This window comes from Actinacidiphila guanduensis (assembly GCF_900103985.1).
Classification (GTDB): Bacteria; Actinomycetota; Actinomycetes; order Streptomycetales; family Streptomycetaceae; genus Actinacidiphila; species Actinacidiphila guanduensis.
Genome location: NZ_FNIE01000001.1, coordinates 19,639 through 44,308, shown reverse-complemented (window position 1 = coordinate 44,308; position 24,670 = coordinate 19,639). Strand labels below are relative to the sequence as shown.

Genomic DNA, 24,670 nt, shown 5'->3' with positions numbered 1-24,670 from the left:
CCTCTGCGTACTCAGGGCGAGGCGTGCCCGGTCCCGGGGGGAGGCCGACGCGATGTGGTCGGATTCCCCTCGGAGGTGTGCCCGGTCCCGGCACGCCCGTCGCGGGACGCCCTGCGCCACGGCAGGGCACCCTCGATCTCGATCTGCAGGGAAAAACTCAGGAAGGTGCGGATGAGGACGATCAATCCCAGCACGGCGACGTTTTTGAGTGTCGGCGCGACAGCGACCGTGCGGATCAGGTCCGCTGCCACGAGGATCTCCAGACCCAGCAGCAAGGCGCCCCCGAACGTCTCGCGCAACGCGCGGTAGCCCTCGCCGGCCAGCCCCGACCGCCGCCACTCCCGCGCCGCGACCGCCAGCGCCAGCAGGAAGCCCACCGCCAGTACCGCCGCGCCGACACCCTCGAACACCTGCGCGGCACGGTCCATCGCCTGGGTAAAGGTCACACGCAGCTCCGGGGCCTCGAAACAGGTTCTGCTGCTGCCATCCTGCGGTCACCAGGTGTGCGGCGGCGACCGCGGATCGCCCCGACGGGTGCTGCCGGTCGTGGCTGCCACCGGCGCGACGGACCTGCCGCCAGGAACGCGGTGGAGGGCTGCCGGCCCGGCTCGAGTGGTGGGGGCAGGAGCCAGGTGGTGGCATGGGGAGGTGGAGCGCAGGACTGCAGCTGGTGGGGGTGCGTTGCGGGCCGGAGACGGTGCTGCGGTAATGGCGGCCGCCATCATCTCCGTGGCGCTGCACTTGGTCGGTCACGAGACGCTGTCGCTGATTGCCCTTGCGGTTGCCGCCACGTGGTGGGTTCTGCTGGCGGTGGCGTTCGTCGCCATGCTGGTGCGGGACCGGCGCGCATGGCTGGCGGTGGCCGGGACACCGCCCGGGCTCACCGCCGTCGCGGCGACCTCGGTGCTGGGCACGCGCCTGGTTGTGCTCGGCCGGCTGGACACGGCCGCGGCCATGCTCGCGCTGGCGGTTGTGTGGTGGCCCGGTCTGACGGTGAGCGTCGTGCGCCGGCTCACCCGTGGTATGCCCGGGGGAGTGTTCTTGATCGCCGTGCCCGCGGAGGCGATCGCGATGCTCGCCGAGAGGCTGTCCGTCGCGCACGGTTCCGGCTGGCTCGGTTCGGCGGCGCTGGGCTGCTTCTGCCTGGGGCTGGCCCTGTACGCGGTGGCGCTGATGTACTTCGACTTCCGGCAGGTGCTCACGGGAATGGGTGACCAGTGGGTGGCCGGCGGCGCGCTGGCGATCTCCGCCCTCGCGTGCACGTCCTTGGTGTCCTCACCCCAGTGGTCGGGGAACGCTCACGAGACGCTGCACACGCTGGCGGTGGTGCTCCTCGCCGTGACGTTCGCCTGGTACATGATCCTGGCGGGGGCGGAGTTCTACCGGCCGCGCCCTGGATACGACATCCGGCGCTGGTCCACGGTCTTCCCCCTGGGAATGATCGCAGCGGCCTCGCTCTCCTCGTCGGCCCCCCTCGGCATCGCCTGGCTGGAGCCGCTGGGCCGGGTGCTGCTGTGGATCGCGCTGGCGATATGGCTGATCACCTTCGCCGCGCTCCTGCGCAGGTCCGCCCTGGCGCGTGGGCCGGCCTGACCAGTGAGGCACTCGCCGCAGGACGGCACGTGTGAGGTCGAGGTGTCCGGCCCTTTCGCCGCGGCCGCACGGCGCAGTGGCGCGGTCGGAGTCGCGTCGGACGCCGACCGGAGCCGTCGCGTGCTGCTGTGGCGCCATCAGGCGATCTTCGAACCCTGAGGCGACGGGTGGTGTCGGCCGGTTTCTGCCGCGGGTGGTTCGCCCGTGCCGTGGCCGCGGAGACCGGGGTTCGCAGGCCCCGGCGCATGTGGCGGCCGGCCTGACCGCGTCCGGGTCGGGGGATGTCGGGCGGGCCCGTCTGTCGTAGCCGGCCCGCCGGGCCCCGTGACGTTCCGGCAGCGGCGAGTGTGCTCGAAGTGACTCAACTCACATGCGGGGGCCGGTGGTTTTCGCTGTACCGCCGGGTCGGTATGGCAGAGCGCACGAACCGCGCTCCACCGCCGGACGAAGGGGAAGACATGCGGAAGATGAGCAAGAAGAGCCTCGCTCGGGCTCTTGGGATCGGTGTCGCATCTGCAGGTCTGGCAATCGGCGTGACCAGCAGCGCTCAGGCGGAGACCGGCTTCACCAATGGCGCGTACATCTCAAGCACCTACGTCTCTTTTGTCGGCTGTTCCGGCCAGGTGCAGGCCGGCTACTCCACCAGCACGGGCGACACCTACGCGCGAGGCTGGTTCACGCTGAACACAAGCACCCGGGGACTGGCATGCCAGGGCTGGCTGGAGCGCAGTACGAACGGTGGCGGTTCGTGGAGCGACCTTTCGTACACGCACGTGGGCGCGGGTGGGCAGACCGTCGGGACCGACTACTACTACGACGGGCCGGGCTACCTCGCACGCGTATGTGTGGGTGACTTCCTGTACTCCAACTCGTACTCCTGCGGGGGCAGCTTCTGAGTCGCGCTCACCCTGGATGATCGACGGCAGCGCTGATGCCCGGGCATCGCTGCTGTGCCGGTAGGGCTGTCCCGGCTGCCTCCTGCGGGCAGCCGGGACGGGGCGGTCCGCCGATCACCGGCGGACCGCACCATGGCACGCCCGTCGCCGATCACCGAGGGCACCTCCATGCCGTCGCTTCATCGGGGAGCGGGCAATGCACGGAACCCTGTGGATCAGTACCGGGAGGAATGCGCAGGGCGTGCCTTCCCGGTGAGCCTTCGATAGTCAGCCGCGCATCATCTCCTCCCGCCCGCACCGCCCGCTGCCGGATCGCCCGGCGCGGCGGCTGTGGCGGGAGGGGCCGGCCCCTCCGCCGGAGACGGCTCCGGCTCGAAGGGACTGGCCGGGGGTGATAGTCGGGCGAGCAGTTCCACCACGCGCTCGGGATCGGTCTGCCCTATCCGGCTCAGCGCCTGGTTTCCGATCTGCTCCCGATCCCGCCGGGGCTTGTCGGCACGCCAGCGCGCTGTGATGTTTGCCAAGGCGGGCAGAACCGCGAGCAGCGAGCACAGCACGAGTGCGGCTAGTACACAGGGGGCGCCATGTGTGGTGAGCGCGGCAGTCCCGGGCAGGGCCGGCAGAAGGGCCAGGAAGCGGGTGCGGTCGGACATGTTGCGTCAGCACGCCGGAACGGGCCCGGCGGCGTGCTGACTCCTTGGCATGCGGAGTGCGGCGTCGGCACCGCGGGCCCTCGGTGCCCTCGGCCCCCGCCGACTGTGTACGGGCGGGGGCCGTTTCATACGTAGTTGGGGTCCCTCAGAGACTCTGAGACTCCTCAGCCATGTACGCACTTTCAGGGTATGCGGGGCTAAGGCGACTGCCAGGTACCACGGTTGGACGACCTGTTGGAAGGTCCGTTCGCGCAGTGCCTGCTGTCCTCGCCCGGCACCGCGTCCGCCGCCGTCCACGGCGCGAGGATCCGCGCCTGCCGCCGCCGTTCACCCCACGCGGGACGCGAGGGACGGGTGGACGGCGGACGGTGGCTCTGGGATCGTCATGCCGTGCTGATCTTCTTCGCGGTGTTCGCACTGCTGATGCTGGGCTTCTTCGGACTCGGCCTGGTGCTCTTCACCGACATGAGGGGCATCGGCTCCCACTTTGCCGCTCGCAACAGGGCGGTTGTCGAGGAGGCGACGGCCGGCGGACGGAACGCCGGGTGGTTCCTGCTGTTCGGGAGGACGCGCAGGGTCGGGGCGTTTCTGATGGTCCTCTGCGGTGTTCCGCTGCTGATCGCGCTCGTCGGTTTCGTCGAAGCGCTCGCCGGGATTTCCTGACCGGGACGGTCGGTCAAGGCCGCCGGGACCGTTGGCTGCGAGTCCCGCGGCTACGGCGTGGGGAGGAAGGTCAGCGGCCGTGAGCGGCGCCTGGTCGTGGGCCCCGGGGGCTTACCCCCGTTCGTCATGGTCACTCCGGCCGACATGAGCGACCGCAACGCGAACGGCTGATCCGGCGTTCCGAGGTGATGATCGGGCCGGGTCCGCCCTCGCGATGAGGTGCGTCACCCGCCGTACTCCCGTAGGGAGTGGGCAGCCGGCCTCTCGCGAAGCGATCGCGCCGTGGCGGTGCAGCCGGTCCCGACGGCGCGGAGCCGGCGGTGCAGCCGGTCCGGCAGCACGCCGGTGAGGGCGTCGAGTGCGCCGGACGCGGCGGCGGCCGGCTCGAAGGTGTTCACCGCTCTACGGTCGGCCGCCCGAGTCGTGCTGCCTGCGGCGCAGATCGCTGACGGTTTCGCCGAACTCGCGTTTCAGGGCCCTGCCCAGATGCTTGGGGTCGTGCACTCCCCAGCGTGCCGCGATCACCGCCGTGGACAGGGGCGAGGAGGCCGGGTCGAGCAGATCCCGGCGGATCCGCAGCAGGCGTTCGTGCCGGACCCATGCGGCGAAGGTCGGACCGCTGCCCTTGAACAGCGCGTGCAGGTGCCGGACGGAGATGTGGTGCCGGCGTGCGACGTGCTCCGCGCCGAGGCGGCCGTCGCCGAGGTGGGCCAGTGCGTAGGCGCGGATGCGGTCGGCCAGGTCGGTCGGGACCGGGGCCCGTTCGGGGGTGGTGTCGGCGAAAGCCGCGAGGACGAGTGCGGTGAGCGCGTCGGCCAGATGCATGCGGGCCGCACTGTGGCGGGGGAGGTCGTCGTCGGCTGCCGACAGTGCGTGGCCCAGGAGCCCGCCGACCCCGCCGGCAGCCGGCAGCGTCAGCGCGGTGCGCCGGCCGATGGCATCCGCGTGCCTGCCCAGGCTCGCCCGCGGCACGCAAAGCACCGTCATGTCACTGGTATCCGCCCCGACGAGACGGTAAGGCCGGGTGTTGTCACAGGCGAACAACTCTCCGGGGTTCACCACCGTGGCCCGGTCGTCCTGGGCTGCGGTGAGCAGTCCGCGGTGGTGCACGGTGAAATGCATCCACTGCACGTCGCCGGAGGTGATGCTGCGCCTGTCGCGCACCACAATTGCGGCACCGGCCCGGATACGGGCGACGACCACGGGCCCTACGGCCTCGTACTGGACCGAGGCTTCGAACTGCCGGGGGCCGGAACCGGTCACCTGCAACGGGGCGAACAAGCCCGAGGCGACCTGCTGGAACGACTCGGTCCCCACCAATCGGGAACTTCCGCAGTCTGTCATGCCGATCCCCCCAGCCCCGTTTGTGCGGGAATCCTACTGTTCCGCGGCCCGCCGTGCACGAACTGGGGAGTCACGATGCACGTGATGGTGCTTGTGGGACGTGGCGTGCGCCTACCGTCATCAAAGAGCAGCGCACACCTCAGCCCGCGGACAGGGTGCGGTGGGCGTCCGCTCACAGGGAGAAGACCAACGGGGCCGCCGGCCACCGGTGAAGACGCTGTTCTCGCGAACACGACTGCGGCGTCCGGCGCGTTCACGATCGGCCGCACCCGGCGAAACGGGGGGCGGTGCAGTTCGCGGCGACCCCAAGCGACCCGAGACCCCCGGATGGCCGTTCCACACGCAGCGCCCGGCCGGGATGCGCGGACCGGGCAATGGCGAGAGGACAGACAGATGCGCACCAGATCCACGCTCGGCGTGGCCCGCAGGATCTCGACGGTTGTCGCCGCAGGAGCACTGCTGGCAGCGGCCGGACTGGCAGGAGCGGGCACCGCCGCGGCGGCGCCCGCCGAGCATGTCCCGGCCTACCTGCACACGACGGTGACGCAGTGGACGCACTGGACACCCGACCCGTACACATCGACCCACGCCGGCACCCTGTACGCGGGGCTGAACTACTTCTACTGCTGGACGTTCGGCGAGGAGTACGCGGCCAACGGCTCCACCAGCCACATTTGGCTCAACACCGACGACGACACCGGAGACCGCAACGTGTACGTCAGCATCGTCAATCTCGACGCCGACGGATGGAACACGTACTACAGCAAGTTGGACCAGTGCTCCTAGGGCCTGCCGCCCAGGCGGGATTTGTCAGAGAGGCCCTCGCAGGCACGTGCCGCCAGGACAGGCCCTCGCACCCTGCGCCCAAGGCCTGCGAGGCGACGTGCACTTTCCGGCGATACGCCGGGACGCTTTCCGCCGGACGGAGGACGATGCCGGTCGCGATGCCGGTCGGCCCGGCCGCCGGCACGTAGGACGCAGCGTCGGGCCTTGCGGGCACGGCGACCTCACCGAAGGGGCCTCAAGTGCCCCGGCATTCGACCGCATCGCCCGTCGACCACGGGCGACACTCACACGGGGGTATCCCATCATGCTGCGCACGATCACGACGGCCGTGGCGACGGGGACACTGCTCGCCGCACTGGGAGTGGCGACCACCGGTACCGCCCATGCCGCACCGCAGGCCTACCCCAAGGCCTACCTGCACACCACGGTGACGCAGTGGACGCACTGGACACCCGACGCGAACACCAGCAGCCACGCCGGAACTCTGTACGCCGGAACCAACTACTTCTACTGCCACATCCAGGGCGCGACGTACGGCGTCAACGGCAGGTACAGCGCGACATGGCTCCTGACCGACGACGACTCGGGCAACCGGAACGTCTACGTCAGCGACCTGAACCTCACCGAGGACGACTGGATCAACGAATACCACTACCTGGGCCCTTGCTGACCCTGCCCTCCTCCCCCTCACGCAGCTCGCCGACATGCTCGCCCCGTACCGCACGGGGCGAGCGTCGCCGTCGCTTCGAGCCCTGGGCCCGGGCACGGCACGGAGTCGGGCTGCGGGCGTGTACGGCATGCGCCAGGGCTGGCTGGAGCGCAGTACGAACGGTGGCAGTTCGTGGAGCGACCTTTCGTACACGCACGTGGGCGCGGGTGGGCAGACCGTCGGGACCGACTACTACTACTACGACGGGCCGGGCTACCTCGCACGCGTATGTGTGGGTGACTTCCTGTACTCCAACTCGTACTCCTGCGGGGGCAGCTTCTGAGTCGCGCTCTCCCTGGATGATCGACGGCAGGGCTGATGCCCGGGCATGGCTGCTGTGCCGGTAGGGCCGTCCCGGCTGCCTCCTGTGGGCAGCCGGGACGGGGGCGCGGGGGGCGTGCAAGCGGGGCAGGCGGGTGTGAGCAGGTTCGCGGTCGAGGTGGTTGCTCGCCTGTTCGTTCCGGCTTCGCTTGTACGGGTGCGGAATCGAATGGGTGTGTGGTCGGATGTTCGTGGCGTCGAGATATTCCGCGTCGGAGCGGGGCGGCCGCTTGTCGGCGGGTGTCGTGTTGCCTGTGTTGGTGGTGGGTGCGGGGATGGGGGTTGGCCGGGGTGGTGTGGGAGCGCTGTCGCAATGGGGGATCGGGGTTCAGGGGCTGGTGGAGTGTTCGGCGAATACTGCGAGGGCCACTTGGTAGGTTTCGAAGGCGCGGGCGACTCCTGCGTAGACGGCCAGGTGGATGAACAGGTCGACGAGTTCTTCCTTGGTCACCTGGTTGTTGAGTGCGATGCGCAGCTGGCCGCGCAAGGGTTCCTGGGCGCCCAGTGTCGCGGTGATCGCGACCGAGACCAGCGCTCGGTCGTGGGTGGACAGTGCGGTGCGCGTCCAGGAGTCGGCGAAGGCGTGCACGGTGGCCACCTTGCGGAAGTCGGCGCCCGCCGCGGGTTCCCCCGGGGCCGGCGGCAAGTCGAGCCGCTGCCCCAGCAGTTCCCCGGCGGTCGCGAGTGCGGTCCGGTACTCCTCATCGGCGCTGCCGGGTGTATCGGGGCTCATCGCGTGCTTCTCCTCGGTCGGGTTCGCCGGTGGGCTGTGGGGGTGCCGGTGTCCCGGTGTCCGGTGCGGCCGGCACCTGCGATCGTTACCGCACCGGTGGCGCGCGTAATCCTCGCTCCGGGTCCTGGTGCTCGCGGCCTTCGGGGTGCCGGAGGCGGCGACCCGGGTGAGCAGGTGAGCGGCCGGCCCGGTCGGTCACCCGCCCGACGTGGGCGGCCGGGCCTGTGGCCGGCCCGGCCGCCCTGCCGGAGCCGCGGTGGACGGCACGTCGCCGCCTGTGCGGGCTCCTTTCCCGGACGAAGGTGCTCAGGACCCGGTCACACCAATGGTGCCGCCGTCGTCCGTCCCGCCGCCGTTGACGCTGCCGGTGATGCCGTCGACGCCGGCGATGACTCCGGCGGTGCCCCCGTCGTCCGCTCCGCCGGTGGGGCCGACGCTGCTGCCGCCATCGTCCGTGCCGCCGCCCGCGGCGGAGTTCTGGGGTGAGGGGAGGGACGCAGCGAAGTCGGCAGCGTTGTCGTCGATGCCGCGGAGCGAGGTGTTGCGTGCCGCCGAGGTGATGTTGCCGGCACCCTGGGCGGGGCTGCTGCCCTCGTGGACGGCGGCGGTGCCGTATCCGAGGAGGTCCTTGACGCGCGCGTCCTCGGCGCAGGCGGCCTGGGTGCGGCAGGTGAGCGGCGTGGTGCCCGCGACGAGGGCGACGATGCCGCTCGTGGCGGAGAGGTTGGTGTCGCCGACGGCGTCGGGGGTGGGCAAGGGGGTGGTGCCGCCGATGTTGCCCCATTCCTGGACGAGGTACCGGCCGCCGGCCGGAAGCGTGCCGTTCAGCGCGGTGATGCCCGGACGCAGGCGCGGTCGTCGTTGCCGAGTCCGTCGCCGGACCGGGAGTTGACCTCGGCTTTCCAAGATCTCCGACAGGGATCGAGCTAGAGTTGGGGTGTCCGCAGTCGCTGGGATTGCCGGGACCTGACGGGTCGTGAGGAGAGCGCACCGTGCCAGGAGCAGTGGTGATCGGTGCGGGGCCGGGGATCGGCCTCGCCGTCGCCGACAGGTTCGCGCGGGAGGGGCTGCCTGTCGCGGTGATCGCCCGCCGTGAGTCGACCGTCCGGGCCGTTGCCGGGGAGATCGAACGGCGCGGGCGCAAGGTCCTGGCGCTCACCGCGGACAGCACCGACGAGGTGGGGCTGAAAGCCGCCCTCGACACGGTGGCAGCCGAGTCGGGACCGATCGACGCCCTGGTGTACAACGCGGCTTGGATCCGCAGCGACGGACCGGGAGAGCTGGACGCGCGCGGCCAGTTGGACGCCTACGCGGTCAACGTCGTCGGCGCGCTGACCGCTGCCGTGCACGTGGCGCCCGGTATGGCCGAGCGCGGCCGCGGCTCCGTCCTCGTCACCGGCGGCATGCCCCGTATCGACCCTCGTTACATCAGCCTGGGCCTGGGCAAGTTCGGCGTGCGTACTCTGGTCGCGCTGCTGGACGCCAACTTCGGCGCGGCGGGGGTGCACGTCGCCTCCGTCACCGTGCCCGGTGCGGTTGCCCCGGGCACGGCGTACGATCCGGACGACATCGCCGAGCACTACTGGCGGCTGCACACCCAGGCGCGCGGTGAGTGGGAGCACGAGGTGGTGCACGGGGGTGCACCGGTCGGCTGACGGGCCGTCAACGCGCGGGAACTCTCCGGCGCGTCCGGTCAAGACCGCCTTTTGTGCCCCTGGCGTCGAGGCCCGCCACGGCGGCACCGGCCCCCGGGGCGCTGACCTGGGCACTGCCGGCCGCGACGGCGTGCTCGCGCGGGATCCGGTGGCCGGCCGCGTTTCGTGAACACGAGATGGCAAATCTGCCGAGCGCCCCGGGGGCCCGGCCGGGGGCGTCGGCCTGCGGCTTTCGCCGCCCTCCGAACGGCCTCGGCCGATTCGGGGTGCCGAGGGACACCGGCCGAACGGAGCCGGCAACTCCGTATGGCGCGAGCCGGGAAAAGCCGGGAAAGACATTGACTTGAATGAGTGCACGGCTGTTCGGTGTCGCCACGTATGGTCGAGGGCGTTGACCGAACCTGTCGACTCACGCATTCAGGAGCGGACTCTATGCGATGCGGGCGACACGCAATTGTCGTTTTCACGTCGGAGGCAACCGGCCGGCGTTCCGGAATGGCCCCCGAGGGCCCGGAGCCCAGGGGGCGGGGAGTGGCCGCGGCGAGGAGGCCGGTCACAGAGGGCCATGGAGCACGGACAGTCGGGCCCCGCCCATGAACGGCCTGCTGACGGCCGACCGCTCGCCGGCCGAGAGCCTGCACATCCAGGAGGCGAGATCGGGCGGCCGCTTCCACGTGTGGGGCGAGATGGTCGCGACGGCCTGCGGCCCGATGCGGGTGCACCAGGCCGACCGGGGGGCCTTCGACGGGGTCATCGTCTCGGGCACCTTCGGCAGCGTGCAGGTCGCGACGGTGCGCGCGGACCCGCACACCGTGGAACTCACCGAGGGCCTGGCCACCCGGGCCAAGGCGACCCCCCTCCACCTCACCTGCGTGCTGGACGGCGAGGTCGTGATCGACCAGGGCGGCACCCACGCCGTGGCCGGCACCGACAGCCTGTTCTGCTACGACGGCTCCTGCCCGTTCGTGCTGCGGATGAGCGCGCCCATCCACATGGTGACCGTCAAGTTCGACCACCGCCTGGTGGACCTGCGAGTGGGGCTGGAGCATCCGCTGCGGGCCGCCACCTGGTCCGGGCGCGAGGGCGCCGGGGGCCTGCTGGCGAGCCTGCTGCGCAGCCTGACCGGCCACATGAGGGAGCTGGACGCGGTTGCCGCCGGCTACCTCGGCAGCAGCCTGGCCAGCCTGGTCACCGCCGTGTGCGCGGAAAAGCTGCGGTACGGCGGCGAGGGCGCGGCCGCGGCGCGCCGGGCCCAGCTCCACCGGATCAAGTCGTACGCGCGCGCCCGTCTCGGCGACCCCGGGATCACGCCGCCGCTGCTCGCCGAAGTCCACCACGTCTCGCTGCGCTACCTGCAACTCCTCTTCCAGGACGAGGGCACCAGCCCGGCGCAGTGGATCCGCAACGAGCGGCTGGCAGGCTGCCGCGAGGACCTGGGCAACCCGCGCATGGCGCACTTGACCGTGGCCCACATCGGGGAGCGCTGGGGCCTTCATGGTGCCTCGCATTTCAGCAAGCTCTTCCGCCAGCGCTACGGGATCACCCCGCGGGAGTGGCGTCAACGATCCCTGTCGGCGGGGTCGGCGGGGTCGGCGGGGTCGGCGGGGTCGGCGGGGTCGGGAGATTTCTGACGTCCCGCGGGCCTCACTGCGAGCGTCCGGTCCGCTCTGCGCCGGCCGTGGGGGCCGGCCCGTGCCGCGGATGCGCGAACCCGGCACACCGCATGCGCTTTTCCGCGAGTAACGGCAAGCCGTTCCCAGGACACTGAAGCACGATCGTTGTTTTGACGAGGGCAAGGAATTTCCGGCGCCTGCATTGTTCGTGAATCACGATGCATGCGCATCCGCCCTTCCTTTTTGTTCCCCGAACCATCACACGCGAACGGGGTTCTCCCGCATGCTCGGTTCCACGCGAATAGGGATTGTCGGCGCCGGCGCGTCCGCCGTGTGCCTGCTCGACGCGCTCAGCCGGCGGGACGCGGTTCCCGCGGCCGTCACGGTGTTCGATCCGGCGCCGCACCCGTGGCGCGGCCGCGCCTACCAACCCGACAGCGAGGTGCTGCGGGTCAACGCGCCGCCGGAGGACATGAGCGTGCGGGCCGGCGATCCGCGGCACTTCCTGCGCTGGCTGGAAGAGCGGCGCGTGACCCTGGGGATGTCCGGCGACTACGCGGACGCCCGCTCGGGCATCGTCTTCCCGCCGCGCGCCGTCTACGGCGACTACCTCGAGCAGTCGGCGCGCAGCGCGCTCGGCGCACTCGCGGACCGGGGCAGCGACCTCTCCTTCGTGCGCAGCGCGGTGACCGGCCTGCGCCGCGACGGGCAGCTGCTGGTGGCCGGCACCGCCGACGGCGGCTCCCACGCGTTCGACCACGTGGTGCTGTGCATGGGCAACAGCGGCCCGGCGGACCCGCATCGGCTGGGGGGCGCGCCGGGCTTCGTGCCGGACCCCTATCCGGTGGCGCGGCGGCTGGCGGAGATCGGCCCGCGGGCCGGGGTCGTGGTCGTCGGCAGCGGGCTGAGCGCGGTCGACGTCGTGCTCTCGCTCGCAGCGGCGGGCCACGAGGGCGGCGTCGTCCTCGCCTCGCGCACCGGGATCCTGCCCGGCGTGCGGCAGCGGCAAGTGGAGCACGTGGCGCGGTACTTCACCGCCGAGCACTTCCGGGCGATGGCCGCCCGAGGGCAGACCCTGGCCCTGGCCGACGCCTCCGCCCTCATGCGCAAGGAACTCACGGCCGCCGGGGCCGACCCGGACGCGGTGGTGCGCGAGATCTCCACCGGCCCCGGCGAGGACCCGCAGGCACGGCTGCGCCGCGGTCTCGCCGCGGTCGACGACCCTGACCTGGGGCTGCGCATCCTGCAGCGCGCGGTGCCCGACACCGGCCCCGACGTATGGCAACTCCTGCCGGAGCGGGATCGGGCGGCACTGGTGCGCCACCATTACCGCACCATCATGAGCCTGTGCTGCCCGATGCCGCCGGCCACGGCCGAGGCACTGCTGCGGCAGGCCGGGGAAGGGCGGCTGGAGTTCGCCCGGCTCGTGGGGCGGATCAGCCCGGTGCCGGGCGGCGGGTTCCGGCTGTGGACCGAGGACGGCGTTCGCCACGCGGATGTGGTGGTCAACGCGGTCAGCCCGCCGGCCCACCGCATCCCGCCCGCGGCGCAGCCGCTGGTGGCGTCGCTGGTCGGGCAGGGCCTGGCCGAGCGGCACCCGCGCGGCGGCCTGCGCGTCACCCGCGCCACGAGCGGGCTGACCGTCAAGGGCAGGGCCGACACCCGGCTGTACGCCCTCGGCGACCTGGCGTCGGGCTCCCTGTTCTTCACCTTCGGCGTCCCCTCGCTGGTGGACCGGGCTGTCGACATCGCCGACGCCATCCACCGGGAGGCCGCCCGCCGAGCCGTCTCCATGCAGACCGCATGACGCGCCCGGCCCGCACCCCGCCCGTTCCCCCGTCCAGGGGAACGGGCAGACACCCGCGAAGGAGCGCTCTTTCATGACCGACACGGCGACCGAGAAGGCGACAGACACGGCGACAGACACGGCGACCGAGAACCAGACCGGCTACCTGGCGGACACGCGCACCGGGCTCCCGATGCCCGCCGAGCCGGTCTTCGACTCCGTCGACGACGCCCGCAGGCACCACAAGCAGCGCCTGGCGGCCGCCCTGCGGCTGTTCGGCAAGTACGGCTACGGGGAGGGCATCTCGGGCCACATCTCGGTGCGCGACCCCGGGGACGAGGACCGGTTCTGGGTCAACCCGTTCGGGGTTTCCTTCAGCCGGGTCAGGGTCCGTGACCTGATTCTGGTCGACGGGCAGGGCCGGGTGGTCAGCGGCCGCCACCGGGTCAACCCGAGTGCCTTCGTCATCCACTCCGCCATTCACCGCGCCCGACCCGACGCCGTGGCCGCGGCGCACGGCCACACCCCGTACTCGCGGGCGCTCGGTGCCCTGGGCCGGCTGCTGGAGCCGGTGGACCAGGAGTCCGCCGCCTTCTACGGCGACCAGGTCTTCTACAGTGCCTACGAGGGGCCGTCGATCAGCGTGGCGCAGGGCCAGGACATCGCCGCCGAACTCGGCGGCAGGCGCGCCATGCTGCTGCGCCACCACGGACTGATCACCGTGGGCGGCTCCGTCGACGAGGCGGTGCACTGGTTCTTCACCTATGAGGGCGCCGCCCAGGTCCAGCTCCTTGCCGCAGCGGCCGGCAGGCCCCAGCCGATGAGCCACGAGCAGGCCCTCGCCGCCCGGCAGGGTTTCGGTGACCGGCAACTGGGCTGGTTCAGCTTCCAGTTGCTGTGGGACGAGATCACCGCCGAACAGCCGGACCTGCTGGAGGAGTAGCGCACCCACCGCAGACGGCCGGGGCCGCCCCGTATCGGAGGCGGCCCCGGCCCTCGTGTCGTCCGGCGGCCGGCGCAGTCCGCCGCGGCGCGGTCAGGAAGCGGACCCACCGGCGGACGCCGCCGATGCGGACCGTTCCTCCCCGGCCCCGGCCTGGGGGGAGTCCGCGGCTGCCCGGGCGGCGCCCTTGGCCCGTACGCGGGCGGCGACGGCTGTGACCGCCGCGGCCAGCGCCGAGAAAGCGGCGACGACGACGATGGCCCATGTGCCCTGGTGGTAGCCGGACACCGTCCGCGCCTGGCCGGTGTCCTGGTCGCCCATGCGCACCGTCACCACCGCGAGCACGACGGCGGCGCCTACCTGGTAGCCGGTCTGGAGAATGCCGGCGGCCAGCCCCTGCTCGGACTCGGCGACCCCGTTGGTGGCCTGCACATTGGCCGCGGTGAAAGCGAACGGGAAGCCGCCGCCGATCAGCACCATGCTCGGCAGGATCACCGACCAGTAGGAGGAGTCGGCGCCGATCCGCAGGAACAGCAGGAAGGCGACCGTGTAGGCGAGCATGCCGCCGAAGATCATCCAGTGCACGCCGGTGCGGCCGAGCAGCCTGCCCGCGCGAGGCGCGAAGAAGAGGATCATCAGGCCGACGGGCAGGAAGGCGAAGGCCATCTCCAGCGGTGACCAGCCGCGGTAGGACTGCAGGTAGAGGCTGCCGACGAACTGGTAGCTCATGTAGGTGCCGAGGATCGCGGCGGCGATCAGGCTAGCGCCCACCAGGGACTTGTTGCGCAGCAGGCCCAGGCGCAGCAGCGGCTGCGGGCTGCGCGTCTCCACGGCCGCGAAGGCGGCGAGCAGCAGCACCGCGAGAGCGAACAGTCCCAGGGTGCGGCCGGCGGCCCAACCGTGCCCGGGCGCCTGCACGATCGCGTAGACGAGCAGCAGCATCGCGGCGGTGACGGTGACGGCGCCGGCCGCGTCGTAGTGGCGCTCGCCGCTCTCGCGCGCCGGATCCCGCGGTACCAGCCGCAGGGCGCCGGCGATGGCGGCGAGGGCCACCGGCACCGACAGCATGAAGGTCCAGCGCCAGCTCGCCTGCGTGAGGGAGCCGCCGACCACGACGCCGATGGAGTACCCGACCGCGCCGCACGCGGTGTAGATGCCCAGGGCCCGGTTGCGCTGCGGGCCCTCGGGGAAGGTGCCGATCACGATGGACAGGGCGGCGGGCGCGGTCAGCGCGGCGCCGATGCCCATGACCAGCCGGCCGAGGACGACGACCACACCGGTGGTGGCGGTGCCGCCGCCGAGGGAGCCGAGCGCCAGCAACAGCAGGCCGGCCACGAACACCCGGCGCCGCCCCACCAGGTCCGACAGCCGGCCCCCCAGCAGGAGGAAGCCGCCGAAGCCGAGGACGTAGGCGCTCACCACCCACTGCGCGGCAGAGGTGCTCATGTCGAAGTGGGCCTTGATCTGCGGGGTGGCGATGCCGACCATGATGTTGTCGAGCGCGTCCAGCGAGAACGCGCCGCAGACGACCACGAGCATCAGCCATGCCCGCAGCCCCCAGCGCACCTCCCCCCGCCCGTCCTCGGCGTCGGGCACTTGGGCGTCCGCGAGTGCGTCGTCCGCGTGGGCCATGAACTACTCTCCTTGGATGGAAGGCCGTGCCGGGGCCGGACGAGGCGGCAAGGGAAGCGGGCACGGCCGTGCGGGGGTACGAGGAGGCGGGAGCGTGGCAGCTCGGGGCGAGCGCACCCCCGACTTCTGTAATAGGCTCTAAAGAAAGCTACTGAGCGGCTGGCGTGCCGTCAAGGAGGGCCCGTGGCAAGGCTGGGACGACCCCGTGCGTTCGACCGTGAGGCGGCACTGCACACGGCGATGCTGGTCTTCTGGGAGCGCGGCTACGAGGCCACCTCCACGACCGAGCTGAGCGCCGCCATCGGCATCAACCCGCCGAGCCTGTACGCCGCGTTCACGAACAAGGAGAACCTGTTCCGCGAGGCGATCGGTCACTACGAGGCCACCGAGGCCGCGGTGTCGCGGCAGGCGATGAACGCCGCACCCGATGTCCGCTCGGCCGTCGCGGCGCTCCTGCACGGCAGCGTCGACCAGTTCACCGCGGACGGCAAGCCGCACGGTTGCATGATCGTGCAGGCCGCCGCCAACTGCACCGCGGACCACGAGTCCGTGCGGGATTTCGCGCTGCGCTGCCGGGCCCGCACGAAGTCCGTGATCAAGGAGCGGCTCGAGCGGGCGGTGGCGGAGGGCGAACTGGCCGCTGAGGTGGACACCGAACGGATCGCCGCGTTCTACACCACCTTCCTCAACGGCGTCTCGGTCCAGGCCCGCGACGGTGCCCCACGCGCCCAGCTCCACGCTCTGGTGGACATGGCGATGGCCGCCTGGGACGCGTCGCTCGCCGCCCCGTCTGCCGTCGGCCCGGCCACGGCCTGACGGCACACGGGGTGGGCGGGGGCGGCCCGCTTCCCGCGTGCTCCCGTTCCGCGCCGGAACCCGGGGACATGCCGCCGCGGGGGGCCCGAGCCGGTTCAGCCGCCCTGAGGAGTGAACCGTGCCAGCCAGGAGGCGGTGGCCTCGGGGGATCGGACCACGTCCCACATGGCGGCGGGGTCGTTGAAGTTGTCGACGAAGGCGTCGGCGACCTGCTGGTCCCGGGTGGCCGCGGCGAAGATCCCGCCCAGGTGCTCCTGCGGCGGACCGATGTTGAGGTTGGACCAGGCCACCACCGGCTCGGCGATCCGCCACAGCCGTTCGGCCACCTTGCCGGCGAACGCCTCGTCGTACGGCGGCCCGGCCACGATGAGATCGGCCAGGGCGAAGGCGCACCGGGAGCCGAGGTTGGCCCCCTGGCCGGTCAGCGGGTCGTTGACCACCCAGGCGTCGCCCAGTGCGAGCGCGACCCGCCCCGAGGGCAGCGTGGTCCAACTCTCGCGCACCGTGGGGATGATGCCGCCCTGGATCACGTCACCTGGCCTGGTGATCCCGAACTCGCCCTCGTCGATGCGTTCGCGCAGCCCCGGGGCGTGTTCGCCGACGAGCTTGAGCAGCAGCCGCTCGAAGCCGGCCCGGTCGGCGGCGTGGTCGAAACGGGCGAGCTGCTCCAGTGGCCCACCCGGCAGCGCCTCCACGACCATGCCGTGCACGGGACCGTCCGACGTGAGGATGCGGGTGGAGAAGATTTCCCCCACCGTGCTGACCTCGAAGTGGATCCACCCCGGGTCGGACGGCGCGATGCCGTGGAACAGTCCCGCCGTCAGCACCCGCTGCGGCGCGGTGTACGGCGAGCGTGCCGGATCGCGCGGGAAGAGCCCGCTCCTGGCCGCCCGCCCGGCGGCGACCACGACCAGGTCGTGGCCGCCGGAAACGCGGTCGATCTCGGCCCCCTCGGGACGCAGCAACTCCAGGCGGCCGCCGCGCTCCAGGTAGTCGGCCGTCAGCCGGGGCAGATACAGGCGCAGGTCGATCCCGCTGGCGGGTTCGCCGAGCCGGCCGAAGAAGTGGACGGCGGGGTCGCCGGGCGCCACGAGGTTCACTCCGTGGGTGTCGTCCTGCGGTCCTTCCCAGTGCGCCACCCCCAGTTCCCGCTCGCGCCGCCGGGTCGCCCCGAACCGTACGGGGAGACTGTGCGGGCGGCTCGCGGCGACCTCCTGCGGGCTGTGCTCGGCGTACACGGTGGTGGCGACCCCGGCCTGCTGAAGCCGCAGCGCCAGGTGCAGGCCGGAGATGCCTGCTCCCACAATGGCGATGTCTGGCATGGTGCTCCTTCATCCGTCGGTTGGGAGGTGCGGCGGTGGCGTCAAAGGTGCCGGGTCGTCAGCCGAACCGGGGCACGACGTGCTCGGCGAAGAGACCCAGCGAGCGGCGGGCGCGCTCGACGGGCAGTCCCGGCGCCCGGCCGAAGAAGATGACGCGTTCCACGTCGCCCAGCGGCTTGACGCGTTCGCGAATGCCCTCGGCGACGACATCGGGTGGTCCGACCAGGAACAGCTCGCGCGGCAGGTCGTCCACCGACGGCAGGCCGGGGTTGCCGAACCACTCCTGGAAGGTGCTGAGCAGGTACCAGTAGTGCTCCCTGATCTCCTGCCAGCCCTCCTCGGCGTCCTCGCAGACGTAGACGCCAGGGGTCACCAGGGCCGTGATGCCGAAGCGGGCGGGGTCGTGGCCGTGTGCGGCCAGCGTCTGCCGGTACAGTTCGACGGTCTCCGGCGGGGTGCCGAGGTCGGGCAGGAAGCGCAGCCCGTGGCGGCCGGCCCGGCGGGCCGCGGCCGGCCCGCCGCCACCCAGCCACACCGGCGGCCCCTGCCGGGCGGGCACCGGGGTGACGGTCACGTCGTCGAAGGAGAAGTGCTTCCCGGCGTACGAGAACGGCTCGCCGCTCCAGGCGCGGCGCAGGATCTCCACCGTCTCCTCGGTGCGGGCGCCCCGGTGCGCTCGCAGCACGCCCAGGGCCTCGAACTCCAGCTCCCGGTAGCCCGCCGACAAGCCCAGCTCCAGACGTCCGCCGGAGAGCAGGTCCGTGACGGCGGCGTCCTCGGCCAGCCGCAAGGGGTGGGTCAGGGACGCGAGCACCATGGCGGTACCGAGCCTGATGCGCCTGGTCCGGGCGGCGATGGCGGCCAGGACGGGGAACAGCGAGGGCAGGTAGCCGTCCTCGGTCAGATGGTGCTCGGAGAGCCACACGGACTCAAAGCCCTGTTCCTCGGCGTCGACTGCCAGGGAGAGCGTCTCCTCGTAGACCTCCTCCCAGGGACGCCGCCAGCGCACCGGGTTGCGGAAGTCCAGCCAGACCCCGAATTTCATTGCTCCTCCTCTTTCCTGCTCGTGACGTTGCGTTCCGGCCCGTTCGCCCGGCCGTTCACGGTTCCTCGCCGATCCGTGCGACGGCGCCGGCCGGGTGGTCGGACGTGGCGCGGGGGAGGGGCTGCGCAAGAGGCGGACGGCTGTCGGCGCGGGAGCAGGCCAGGGTGCGCAGCGCGCCGTTCAGCGACACCAGCGGTGGCCGACGCCGGCGCCCGCCGGTGGCCAGCACCTCGCCGATCACCACCGCGCTGTCGGCGAACCCCCGCCATTCGTACAGCCGGCACTCCAGCCAGGCGGACGCCGCCAGCACCAGGGCCCCGGTGCGCGGGCCGGCCCAGGTGACGCAGGTGCGCAGGGCCCTGGCCCGGGTCTCGGGGTCGGCCCCGAAGGAGCGGGCGAGATCGTCGCCGGCCACGTCGAGGATCGACACCGTCCACACCCGTGAGGCGAGCAGGCTGGTGAAGAACCCGGCCTCACGGGGCAACACCATGGAGATCAGCGGCGGTTGCAGGGAGACGGAGACGAGGGAGCGCACCGTGACGGCCTCGTGCCGCCGCTCGCCGTCGCCGTCGGCGAAGGTCGTTGCCACGCAGACACCGGTGACGAATGTGCGCATGGTCGGTCGAATGTCGGGGAGCACGGGGTTGCCCCTCCCTGTGATCGGCTGCGCTCGGTGACACCGGGCGCGACGAGCGTAGGCAGCGCGCCTGCGGCACGGCCGCCGAAGCGCGCACGCGGAATGGGCCGTTTGCGCACGGGTGCCCTCTGCAGGTCACGGGTGCGGGCCGGGCAGGCGCGCGGTCAGTGCGGACTTGCGGAGCTTGCCGGTGGGGGTCCTCGGCAGGTCGTGTTCGCCCAGGGCCTCCAGGTGGTCCACGTGGGCCCCGAAGCGGTCCCGCAGCCGCTCGCGCACCATCCGTTCTGCTTCCGGGCCGGGCACCCGCGGGCGGGGACGGAAGAAGACCGCGAGGGCCCGGCGGCCGCCGGCGCCCGGGTAGGACCGGACCACTGTGGACCCGGGCAGCACGCAGGGCAGTTCCTCGACCGCGTCCTCCAACTCGTGGCCGTGGTAGCGGTCCTGGCCGACCTCGATCACGTCGTCGGCCCGGCCGGTCACGGTCAGCTCGCCGCCGTCGACGAACGCCAGGTCGTCGGTGACGAGCCAGCCGTCCGCGGTGAGCGGCGCGGGGTGCGGTGCGGCGTCCTCGAAGTAACTCACGGCAACCGGCGGACCGGTGACCTGGAGGCGGCCGACGGCGCGCTCGGGCAGCACCCGCCCTTCGTCGTCCACCACCCGCACGGACACACCGGGGTGCGGCACCCCCACCGGGACATACCGCCGGGACGGCCCACCGTGCGGGACGAGGACGCCGTCGACGACACCGGAGGCGGTCTCCGGCATGCCCCAGCCCGGGTGGATGGCGGTTGCCGGCAGCCCGTAGGGGGCCAGGGCCGCCAGGAAGCGCCGGGCCACCCGGTCCTTGACCGCCTCCCCGCCGTTCATGACGTACCGCAGCCGGCTCAGGTCCCACGGCCGCCCTCCGCTTTCGTCGAGCCGTTCGACGACCCGGGCGAAGGCGTGGTTGGGCGCCCACGTGGTGTCGGCGCGCTCGGCCGAGGCCAGGTCGAGCCAGCGCAGGGGGTCCGCACGGACCCAGCCGGTGTCCGCGTGCACCTGGTGGCAGCCGAGGAAGACGTCCCGGATGTGGAACATCACCATGCCGCTGACGTGGTCCAGCGGCAGCCAGTTGAGGGTGCGGGTGCCCTCGTCGAGCCCGCGGGCCAGCGCGGTGGCGTGGGACCGGGCGAGTACGTTGCGATGGCTGAGCGGCACCGCCTTGGGCCGACCGGAGCTGCCCGAGGTGAGGGTGAGGAGTGCCGGATCGTCCGGCCGGCAGCGGTGCGGCCTCGGCCCGGGGCCGCCCGGCACGCCCAGGGCGGACACCGGGCCCAGCGGGCGGATGCCCGCGGGCAGCGCGGACGGATCGCCGTCGGCGACCAGCCACGCCCGGCCGGCGGCCGCACCGGCATCGGCCAGGACGGCGCTGCCGCCGGCTGCGGGGACCGGCAGCGGCACCAAGCCGCCCAGGACGCAGGCCCAGAACGCGGTGAGCAGGTCCGAGGGCGCCGACAGCGCGAGGACCACCACCGCTCCCGGCTCCGCACCGGCCGCCTGGAGTCCCCCGAGAACGGCGGTCGCCTCGCGGTACAGCTCGCTGTACGGCCGCCAGGTCCCGATCCCCCTCGCGTCGATGAGGACCACGCCGTTACGGGTGTCGGCTGCCCGCCGCAGCGCCCCGGACAAGGTGGTGACAGGTGGCTCCGGCAGCGGACCGCCCTGCAGCACGGCCAGGCCGTCCGGGGCGCCGGGCACGCGGGACCCCTGCGGCCCGCGCCAATGCTCCAGCGGCGCCGTCACGCCACGATGCCCAGACTGAAGGGGTTGTACGGGGTGCCGCCGAGCAGGTGTGCCCCGGCGGACTGGAGCACCTGGTCCTGGGCGATCACGTGCTGGCGCATCGTCGTCAGGTCGCGCAGGGCGCGGTCCAGGGGCGAGGGGCGGTAGATCGCAGTGGTCGCCACGAGGTCGTAGAGCCGGGTGACGACATTGCGGGCGGCGCGGAAGGAGTTCACCCGGGCCAGAACGGGCTCCACCCGGGCGTCCCGGCCGATCTCGCCGTCGGCGGCCAGGGTTTCCAACTGCCGGCGCAGGCTGCCGTAGACGGCGTGGCGGGCGGCGCCGAGCTCCATCTCGCACTCGGCGATGGCCATCTGGACCCGGTAGGTGTCGGCCCAGGGGGTGCCTGCGGCCCGGTCGAATCGTTCCACGGCCAGTTCGCGGACATGGTCGAGGGCGCCGCGGGCCACGCCGAGCGGCACCCCGGGCATGTTCCGCAGGATGGCCTCGGGCGTCGCGTAGGGGCCGCTGGTGCGCGGGGTACCGAGGCTGAATGAGTGCTCCTCGGGCACGAAGAGCGCGTCGGCCCGGTAGTCGCGGCTCCCGCTGCCCGCGAGCCCGGTGGTGTGCCAGGTGTCGAGGATCTCGAACTGGCCGGTCGGCGCGATCATGATCCGCCACTGGGGCCGGCCGTCGGGACCGGGCTCCAGTTCGCCGTCACGGTGAACGAAACAGCCCGCGACCACCCAATCGGCGTGGGTGATGCCGCTGCCGAACTGCCATCGCCCGGTGACCCGGTAGCCGCCCGGTGCCCGCTCGGCGCGGCCGAGCGGGAGGATCAAGCCCGCGGTCACCGCGTCCGGGTCGCTCAGCTCCTCCCGGGCGACGGACTCGGGGAGGAACTGCGCGTACAGCGCCGTGTCCATGCCGATCATCGCGCACCACGCCGCGGACGCGTCACCGCGGGCCAGGGTCTCCACCACCTCCGTCTGCTGGAGGGAGTCCAGCCCCGGCCCCCCGCGCTCGACCGGCACGCCGGTCCGGAAGACGCCCGCCTCCCGCAGCAGGTCCACGACACGGGTGGGCAGTTGGCGCGCCTGCTCGATCTCCGGGGAGGCGGCGCGCAGCACGGGGACCAGTCCCTCGGCCCGGCGCAGGACCTCCGCCGGTGTGTTGGGCCGGGTCTTGGACGCGGGGGCGGTTGTCGGTGACGTCGTCATGGCGGGGTTCTCCAGTCTGAGGAGGCGGCCGAGGCCGCGGGTCAGGAGTAGCGGCCGGACGCCAGCGCCTGGTGCGGGTCGAGGAGTGCCTTCAGCCGCCTGGTGAGCGCGACCGCCCCGGCGTCCGGGGCGAGGGTGTCGACCCAGTGGGCGTGGTCGACGTCCAGCCGGTAGGGCGCGAACCCCGCCCCGGTGAAGGAGCTGTAGAGCAGGTCGAGTGCCCGGTGCGCCCGGCGGGCGGAATCCTCGTCGCGGGCGAAGCGCAGGGCGATCACGCAGTCGACGAGGTCGGGGCCGAGCAGATGCAGCGTCGCGGACATGCGGGTGCCGGTCGCGGCGGCCGCGTCCTGGACCAACTGGTCGGCCCGGACGGCCGCCTCGCCGGTCAGCGGCAGCAGCGGGAGGAAGAAGAGGAAGCCGGCCTGCGCGTCGACCTCCTCGGCGCCCACGCCCATCTTGGCGCGGAACAGGGTGTCCTCGACGTCCGGGTCGCCGGTGTAGGCGCGTTCCACCAGCGCGGCCTCGGCACGCCGCGGGTTGTCGGGATCGGTGGCGTCGGTGTCGGACACACGGGTGAACACGCCCGCCCGCCGGGCCTCGCCCACCAGGACGCCGGCCAGCGCGCGCACCGACTCGGCCGTGCCGTCGACCGGCAGGTCGACCAGGAACTCGTCGTCGGCGCCGCCGTAGGCACGACCCGCGGCGGGGTCGTAGATGCGGGGCACGCCCCTGGTCAGGCCCTGGGCGACCCAGCGGCGGACGGCGGTGACGGCCGGCGCGAGCCCGGGGCGCCGGAAGGTGAGGCGAACCAGGCGCAGCGCCTCGGGCCGCGGCCGCAGCCGCACCACGGCGGCGGTCACCGCGCCCAGGTCGGACTGGACGAAGAGCGGCAGCGCCGAGGGGCCGAGCCCGTGCGGGTACACCGGGGCCCGCCGGTCCTCGCCCGGCCACCAGCCCACGCGTACCGTATCGCCGTCCGCAAGGGCCACCTCCAGGCCGGCGAGGTCCTCGGTGCGCTGGCCCCGCAGGCCGACACCGCGGTCCAGCAGGTTGCCGAGGATGCTCGTACCGGCGGCGGAGACGGTCACGTTGAGCATGCGGTCGGTCCCTGCCAGCAGCTCGGACAGCCGTCCCTGGGTGACCCCGGGCTCGACCACCGCCCAGCCGGCCTCCAGGTCGAGGTCGCGAATCCGGTCGAGGCCGCCCAGGTCGAGCACCACGGCGTCGTCACGGGCGGGCTCGCTCGACCCCAGTCCCCAGTTGCGGCCGGTGCTGATGACGTGGAGGCTGCCGGATCCGGCTTCACGGCCGAACAGCGCCACGAGCCTTCGGGCCTGCTCCGCGTCGGCCGGCCGCAGCACCGCCGCGACGCGCCGGGACCGGAAGAGGCCGGTGTTGGGACCGAGCAGGCCGGTCGCGCTCCCGTCGGTTGCCGGGAGCAGCACCCGCTCCGCCCCCACGATCCGGACGGCTTCCTCCAGCGCGCTGTTCAGCGCGCGCGGGCGGGGGGACGGATCGGCGAGGCGGTCATCGACCGCCGTGGGCAGTTCGGACAAGGCGGTATCTCCCTCGGACGTGCCCTGATCGGGCGGACGGGCCGGACGCCGGCCGGCGTCCGGCCGCGGGACTGCGGTGGGTCTGTGGGGTGGGTCTGCAGTGGGCCTGCGGGTGGCTCTGCGGCTGGGGCTGCGGTGGGAGGGACAGGTCGCACGGACGGCAGGCCGGCGGCCGTGGCTTGCCGTGGACTAGCCGGCGACGCCGCAGGTGAAGGTGCCTTGAAGGAAGATCAGTGGCTCCTGCGGTTCGCGCACCCCGGTGGCGAGCACCTCGCCGATCACCATGAGGTGGTCGCCGGCCGCGAAGGAGTCGGCGAGCGCGCACTCCAGCCAGCCGGGGCCGCTGAAGATCAGCGCTCCGGTGTGCGTGCCGCGGTCGGCCGGCAGCGTGGCGAGTGCTTCGCGCCGCCGCTCCCGGGGGCGGGCCAGCAAGGCCGCCGTCCGGGCGCCGTCCGCCCCGAGGATGGACACCCCCCACCGGCCGGCCGCCAGCAGGTCGGCGAGCAGGGCTGACTCGTTGTGCAGGCACAGGGAGACGAGCGGGGGGTCGTACGAGACCGGGGCCAGGGAATTGACGGTCACCGCGTCGTGGCGCACGCCGCCCGGGGCGTCCGGCGCCGCGGCGAAAGTGCTCACCACGCTCACGCCGGTGGCGAAGTGGCGCATGGCGGCGCGCAGATCGAGTTCCATGCCTCTTCCTCCTCGTGTTCCTCCCCGTGTCGGACGGCGCGGCCGGGACGACCACGGCCGGGATCCGTCTGCCAACGGGCCGTCGCGTCCACGGGAGCGCAGCCGCGGCGGGTCAGGGAACAGGTCCGCGGTGTGCTGCCGCGGGCCTGACTCGGCCGCGGACCTCCGACGCAGCCCGGCCCGGGAAGGCAGCCGGTCCGGTTCCCGCTTCCGGTAACGGCACGTTAAGGGCCGTGCGGGACGGGCTGTAGCGCCCGCGCGCACCCGCACTGTCGCGTTCGCGTACCCGGGCCGTG

The 24,670-nt window shown here is 72.7% G+C and carries 24 protein-coding genes; 11 read left to right on the top strand and 13 right to left on the bottom strand.

Translation table 11 applies throughout. From position 1 onward, the window contains the following. Positions 1-11: 11 nt before the first annotated feature. Positions 12-446 (bottom strand): DUF1622 domain-containing protein, encoded by a 435-nt coding sequence (locus BLR33_RS00235; RefSeq protein WP_093782168.1) that lies wholly within the window; start codon positions 444-446, stop codon positions 12-14. 262 nt (positions 447-708) lie between these two features. On the opposite strand from BLR33_RS00235, the gene BLR33_RS00230 reads away from it, so the two are divergent. The 3 genes from BLR33_RS00230 (at position 709) to BLR33_RS00220 (ending at position 3,805) form a co-directional block, all read left to right on the top strand. Continuing rightward, positions 709-1,593 carry a tellurite resistance/C4-dicarboxylate transporter family protein gene (locus BLR33_RS00230; RefSeq protein ID WP_093782167.1) on the top strand — a complete coding sequence of 295 codons (885 nt, stop codon included), beginning with the start codon at positions 709-711 and terminating at the stop codon, positions 1,591-1,593. 533 nt (positions 1,594-2,126) lie between these two features. Further along, positions 2,127-2,489 carry a hypothetical protein gene (locus BLR33_RS00225; protein ID WP_143031596.1) on the top strand — a complete coding sequence of 121 codons (363 nt, stop codon included), beginning with the start codon at positions 2,127-2,129 and terminating at the stop codon, positions 2,487-2,489. Positions 2,490-3,364: 875 nt separating this feature from the next. Next, entirely contained in the window at positions 3,365-3,805 is a 441-nt protein-coding gene (locus BLR33_RS00220; protein WP_093782165.1) for a hypothetical protein, read from the top strand. 224 nt (positions 3,806-4,029) lie between these two features. Here BLR33_RS00220 and BLR33_RS34925 read toward each other — a convergent pair whose 3' ends face one another. Further along, positions 4,030-4,203 carry a hypothetical protein gene (locus BLR33_RS34925; RefSeq protein WP_176930053.1) on the bottom strand — a complete coding sequence of 58 codons (174 nt, stop codon included), beginning with the start codon at positions 4,201-4,203 and terminating at the stop codon, positions 4,030-4,032. 4 nt (positions 4,204-4,207) lie between these two features. Next, the gene (locus BLR33_RS00215; protein ID WP_245771048.1) at positions 4,208-5,122 is read right to left on the bottom strand and encodes an AraC-like ligand-binding domain-containing protein; all 915 of its coding nucleotides are present in this window, start codon (positions 5,120-5,122) and stop codon (positions 4,208-4,210) included. A 420-nt stretch (positions 5,123-5,542) separates the two neighbouring features. Between BLR33_RS00215 and BLR33_RS00210 the strand changes: the two genes are divergently transcribed. From BLR33_RS00210 to BLR33_RS00200, 3 genes are all read left to right on the top strand, one after another. Beyond that, complete coding sequence (locus tag BLR33_RS00210; protein WP_093782163.1) at positions 5,543-5,935, top strand: hypothetical protein; 393 nt, start codon at positions 5,543-5,545, stop codon at positions 5,933-5,935. Between the two features lie 304 nt (positions 5,936-6,239). Next, on the top strand, positions 6,240-6,605 hold the full coding sequence (locus BLR33_RS00205) for a hypothetical protein (protein ID WP_093782162.1): 366 nt from the start codon (positions 6,240-6,242) through the stop codon (positions 6,603-6,605). A 118-nt stretch (positions 6,606-6,723) separates the two neighbouring features. Continuing rightward, positions 6,724-6,927, top strand: a complete 204-nt coding sequence (locus BLR33_RS00200; RefSeq protein WP_093782161.1) for a hypothetical protein — start codon at positions 6,724-6,726, stop codon at positions 6,925-6,927. A 366-nt stretch (positions 6,928-7,293) separates the two neighbouring features. On the opposite strand, the gene BLR33_RS00195 is transcribed toward BLR33_RS00200, so the two are convergent. Together BLR33_RS00195 and BLR33_RS00190 are read right to left on the bottom strand one after the other, a co-directional pair. Then, positions 7,294-7,698: a carboxymuconolactone decarboxylase family protein gene (locus tag BLR33_RS00195; protein WP_093782160.1), complete on the bottom strand. Its 405-nt coding sequence runs from the start codon at positions 7,696-7,698 to the stop codon at positions 7,294-7,296. A 306-nt stretch (positions 7,699-8,004) separates the two neighbouring features. After that, complete coding sequence (locus tag BLR33_RS00190) at positions 8,005-8,454, bottom strand: hypothetical protein (RefSeq protein ID WP_093782159.1); 450 nt, start codon at positions 8,452-8,454, stop codon at positions 8,005-8,007. Positions 8,455-8,690: 236 nt separating this feature from the next. On the opposite strand from BLR33_RS00190, the gene BLR33_RS00185 reads away from it, so the two are divergent. The 4 genes from BLR33_RS00185 to BLR33_RS00170 all read left to right on the top strand — a co-directional run bounded on the left by BLR33_RS00185 (position 8,691) and on the right by BLR33_RS00170 (position 13,695). Then, entirely contained in the window at positions 8,691-9,353 is a 663-nt protein-coding gene (locus tag BLR33_RS00185; RefSeq protein ID WP_176930052.1) for an SDR family NAD(P)-dependent oxidoreductase, read from the top strand. Positions 9,354-9,946: 593 nt separating this feature from the next. Next, positions 9,947-10,984, top strand: a complete 1,038-nt coding sequence (locus tag BLR33_RS00180; RefSeq protein WP_176930051.1) for an AraC family transcriptional regulator — start codon at positions 9,947-9,949, stop codon at positions 10,982-10,984. A 265-nt stretch (positions 10,985-11,249) separates the two neighbouring features. Further along, the gene (locus BLR33_RS00175) at positions 11,250-12,773 is read left to right on the top strand and encodes an FAD/NAD(P)-binding protein (protein ID WP_093782156.1); all 1,524 of its coding nucleotides are present in this window, start codon (positions 11,250-11,252) and stop codon (positions 12,771-12,773) included. A 73-nt stretch (positions 12,774-12,846) separates the two neighbouring features. Continuing rightward, on the top strand, positions 12,847-13,695 hold the full coding sequence (locus tag BLR33_RS00170) for a class II aldolase/adducin family protein (protein WP_093782155.1): 849 nt from the start codon (positions 12,847-12,849) through the stop codon (positions 13,693-13,695). A 93-nt stretch (positions 13,696-13,788) separates the two neighbouring features. Here the strand turns inward: BLR33_RS00170 and BLR33_RS00165 are convergent, their stop codons facing one another. After that, complete coding sequence (locus BLR33_RS00165; RefSeq protein ID WP_093782154.1) at positions 13,789-15,327, bottom strand: MFS transporter; 1,539 nt, start codon at positions 15,325-15,327, stop codon at positions 13,789-13,791. Between the two features lie 183 nt (positions 15,328-15,510). Between BLR33_RS00165 and BLR33_RS00160 the strand changes: the two genes are divergently transcribed. Further along, entirely contained in the window at positions 15,511-16,143 is a 633-nt protein-coding gene (locus BLR33_RS00160) for a TetR/AcrR family transcriptional regulator (RefSeq protein ID WP_093782153.1), read from the top strand. A 95-nt stretch (positions 16,144-16,238) separates the two neighbouring features. Here the strand turns inward: BLR33_RS00160 and BLR33_RS00155 are convergent, their stop codons facing one another. From BLR33_RS00155 to BLR33_RS00125, 7 genes are all read right to left on the bottom strand, one after another. Beyond that, positions 16,239-17,465, bottom strand: a complete 1,227-nt coding sequence (locus BLR33_RS00155; protein WP_143031594.1) for a styrene monooxygenase/indole monooxygenase family protein — start codon at positions 17,463-17,465, stop codon at positions 16,239-16,241. Positions 17,466-17,523: 58 nt separating this feature from the next. Next, positions 17,524-18,510, bottom strand: a complete 987-nt coding sequence (locus BLR33_RS00150) for an LLM class flavin-dependent oxidoreductase (protein ID WP_093782151.1) — start codon at positions 18,508-18,510, stop codon at positions 17,524-17,526. 55 nt (positions 18,511-18,565) lie between these two features. After that, entirely contained in the window at positions 18,566-19,126 is a 561-nt protein-coding gene (locus tag BLR33_RS00145; RefSeq protein ID WP_093782150.1) for a flavin reductase family protein, read from the bottom strand. Positions 19,127-19,282: 156 nt separating this feature from the next. After that, positions 19,283-20,884 (bottom strand): AMP-binding protein, encoded by a 1,602-nt coding sequence (locus BLR33_RS00140; RefSeq protein WP_176930050.1) that lies wholly within the window; start codon positions 20,882-20,884, stop codon positions 19,283-19,285. Positions 20,885-20,925: 41 nt separating this feature from the next. Then, positions 20,926-22,128: an acyl-CoA dehydrogenase family protein gene (locus BLR33_RS00135; protein WP_093782148.1), complete on the bottom strand. Its 1,203-nt coding sequence runs from the start codon at positions 22,126-22,128 to the stop codon at positions 20,926-20,928. A 41-nt stretch (positions 22,129-22,169) separates the two neighbouring features. Further along, on the bottom strand, positions 22,170-23,684 hold the full coding sequence (locus BLR33_RS35545; RefSeq protein ID WP_218136576.1) for an FAD-binding oxidoreductase: 1,515 nt from the start codon (positions 23,682-23,684) through the stop codon (positions 22,170-22,172). Positions 23,685-23,873: 189 nt separating this feature from the next. Next, positions 23,874-24,374, bottom strand: a complete 501-nt coding sequence (locus BLR33_RS00125) for a flavin reductase family protein (protein WP_093782147.1) — start codon at positions 24,372-24,374, stop codon at positions 23,874-23,876. Positions 24,375-24,670 lie beyond the last annotated feature (296 nt).

Excerpts from the sequence above, each read along its gene's own strand:
- BLR33_RS00230 (WP_093782167.1), top strand. The coding sequence starts at position 709 with ATGGCGGCCGCCATCATCTCCGTGGCGCTGCACTTGGTCGGTCACGAG.
- BLR33_RS00210 (WP_093782163.1), top strand. The coding sequence starts at position 5,543 with ATGCGCACCAGATCCACGCTCGGCGTGGCCCGCAGGATCTCGACGGTT.
- BLR33_RS00205 (WP_093782162.1), top strand. The coding sequence starts at position 6,240 with ATGCTGCGCACGATCACGACGGCCGTGGCGACGGGGACACTGCTCGCC.
- BLR33_RS00195 (WP_093782160.1), bottom strand. The coding sequence starts at position 7,698 with ATGAGCCCCGATACACCCGGCAGCGCCGATGAGGAGTACCGGACCGCA.
- BLR33_RS00180 (WP_176930051.1), top strand. The coding sequence starts at position 9,947 with ATGAACGGCCTGCTGACGGCCGACCGCTCGCCGGCCGAGAGCCTGCAC.
- BLR33_RS00175 (WP_093782156.1), top strand. The coding sequence starts at position 11,250 with ATGCTCGGTTCCACGCGAATAGGGATTGTCGGCGCCGGCGCGTCCGCC.
- BLR33_RS00170 (WP_093782155.1), top strand. The coding sequence starts at position 12,847 with ATGACCGACACGGCGACCGAGAAGGCGACAGACACGGCGACAGACACG.
- BLR33_RS00165 (WP_093782154.1), bottom strand. The coding sequence starts at position 15,327 with ATGGCCCACGCGGACGACGCACTCGCGGACGCCCAAGTGCCCGACGCC.
- BLR33_RS00155 (WP_143031594.1), bottom strand. The coding sequence starts at position 17,465 with ATGCCAGACATCGCCATTGTGGGAGCAGGCATCTCCGGCCTGCACCTG.
- BLR33_RS00150 (WP_093782151.1), bottom strand. The coding sequence starts at position 18,510 with ATGAAATTCGGGGTCTGGCTGGACTTCCGCAACCCGGTGCGCTGGCGG.
- BLR33_RS00145 (WP_093782150.1), bottom strand. The coding sequence starts at position 19,126 with ATGCGCACATTCGTCACCGGTGTCTGCGTGGCAACGACCTTCGCCGAC.
- BLR33_RS00135 (WP_093782148.1), bottom strand. The coding sequence starts at position 22,128 with ATGACGACGTCACCGACAACCGCCCCCGCGTCCAAGACCCGGCCCAAC.
- BLR33_RS00125 (WP_093782147.1), bottom strand. The coding sequence starts at position 24,374 with ATGGAACTCGATCTGCGCGCCGCCATGCGCCACTTCGCCACCGGCGTG.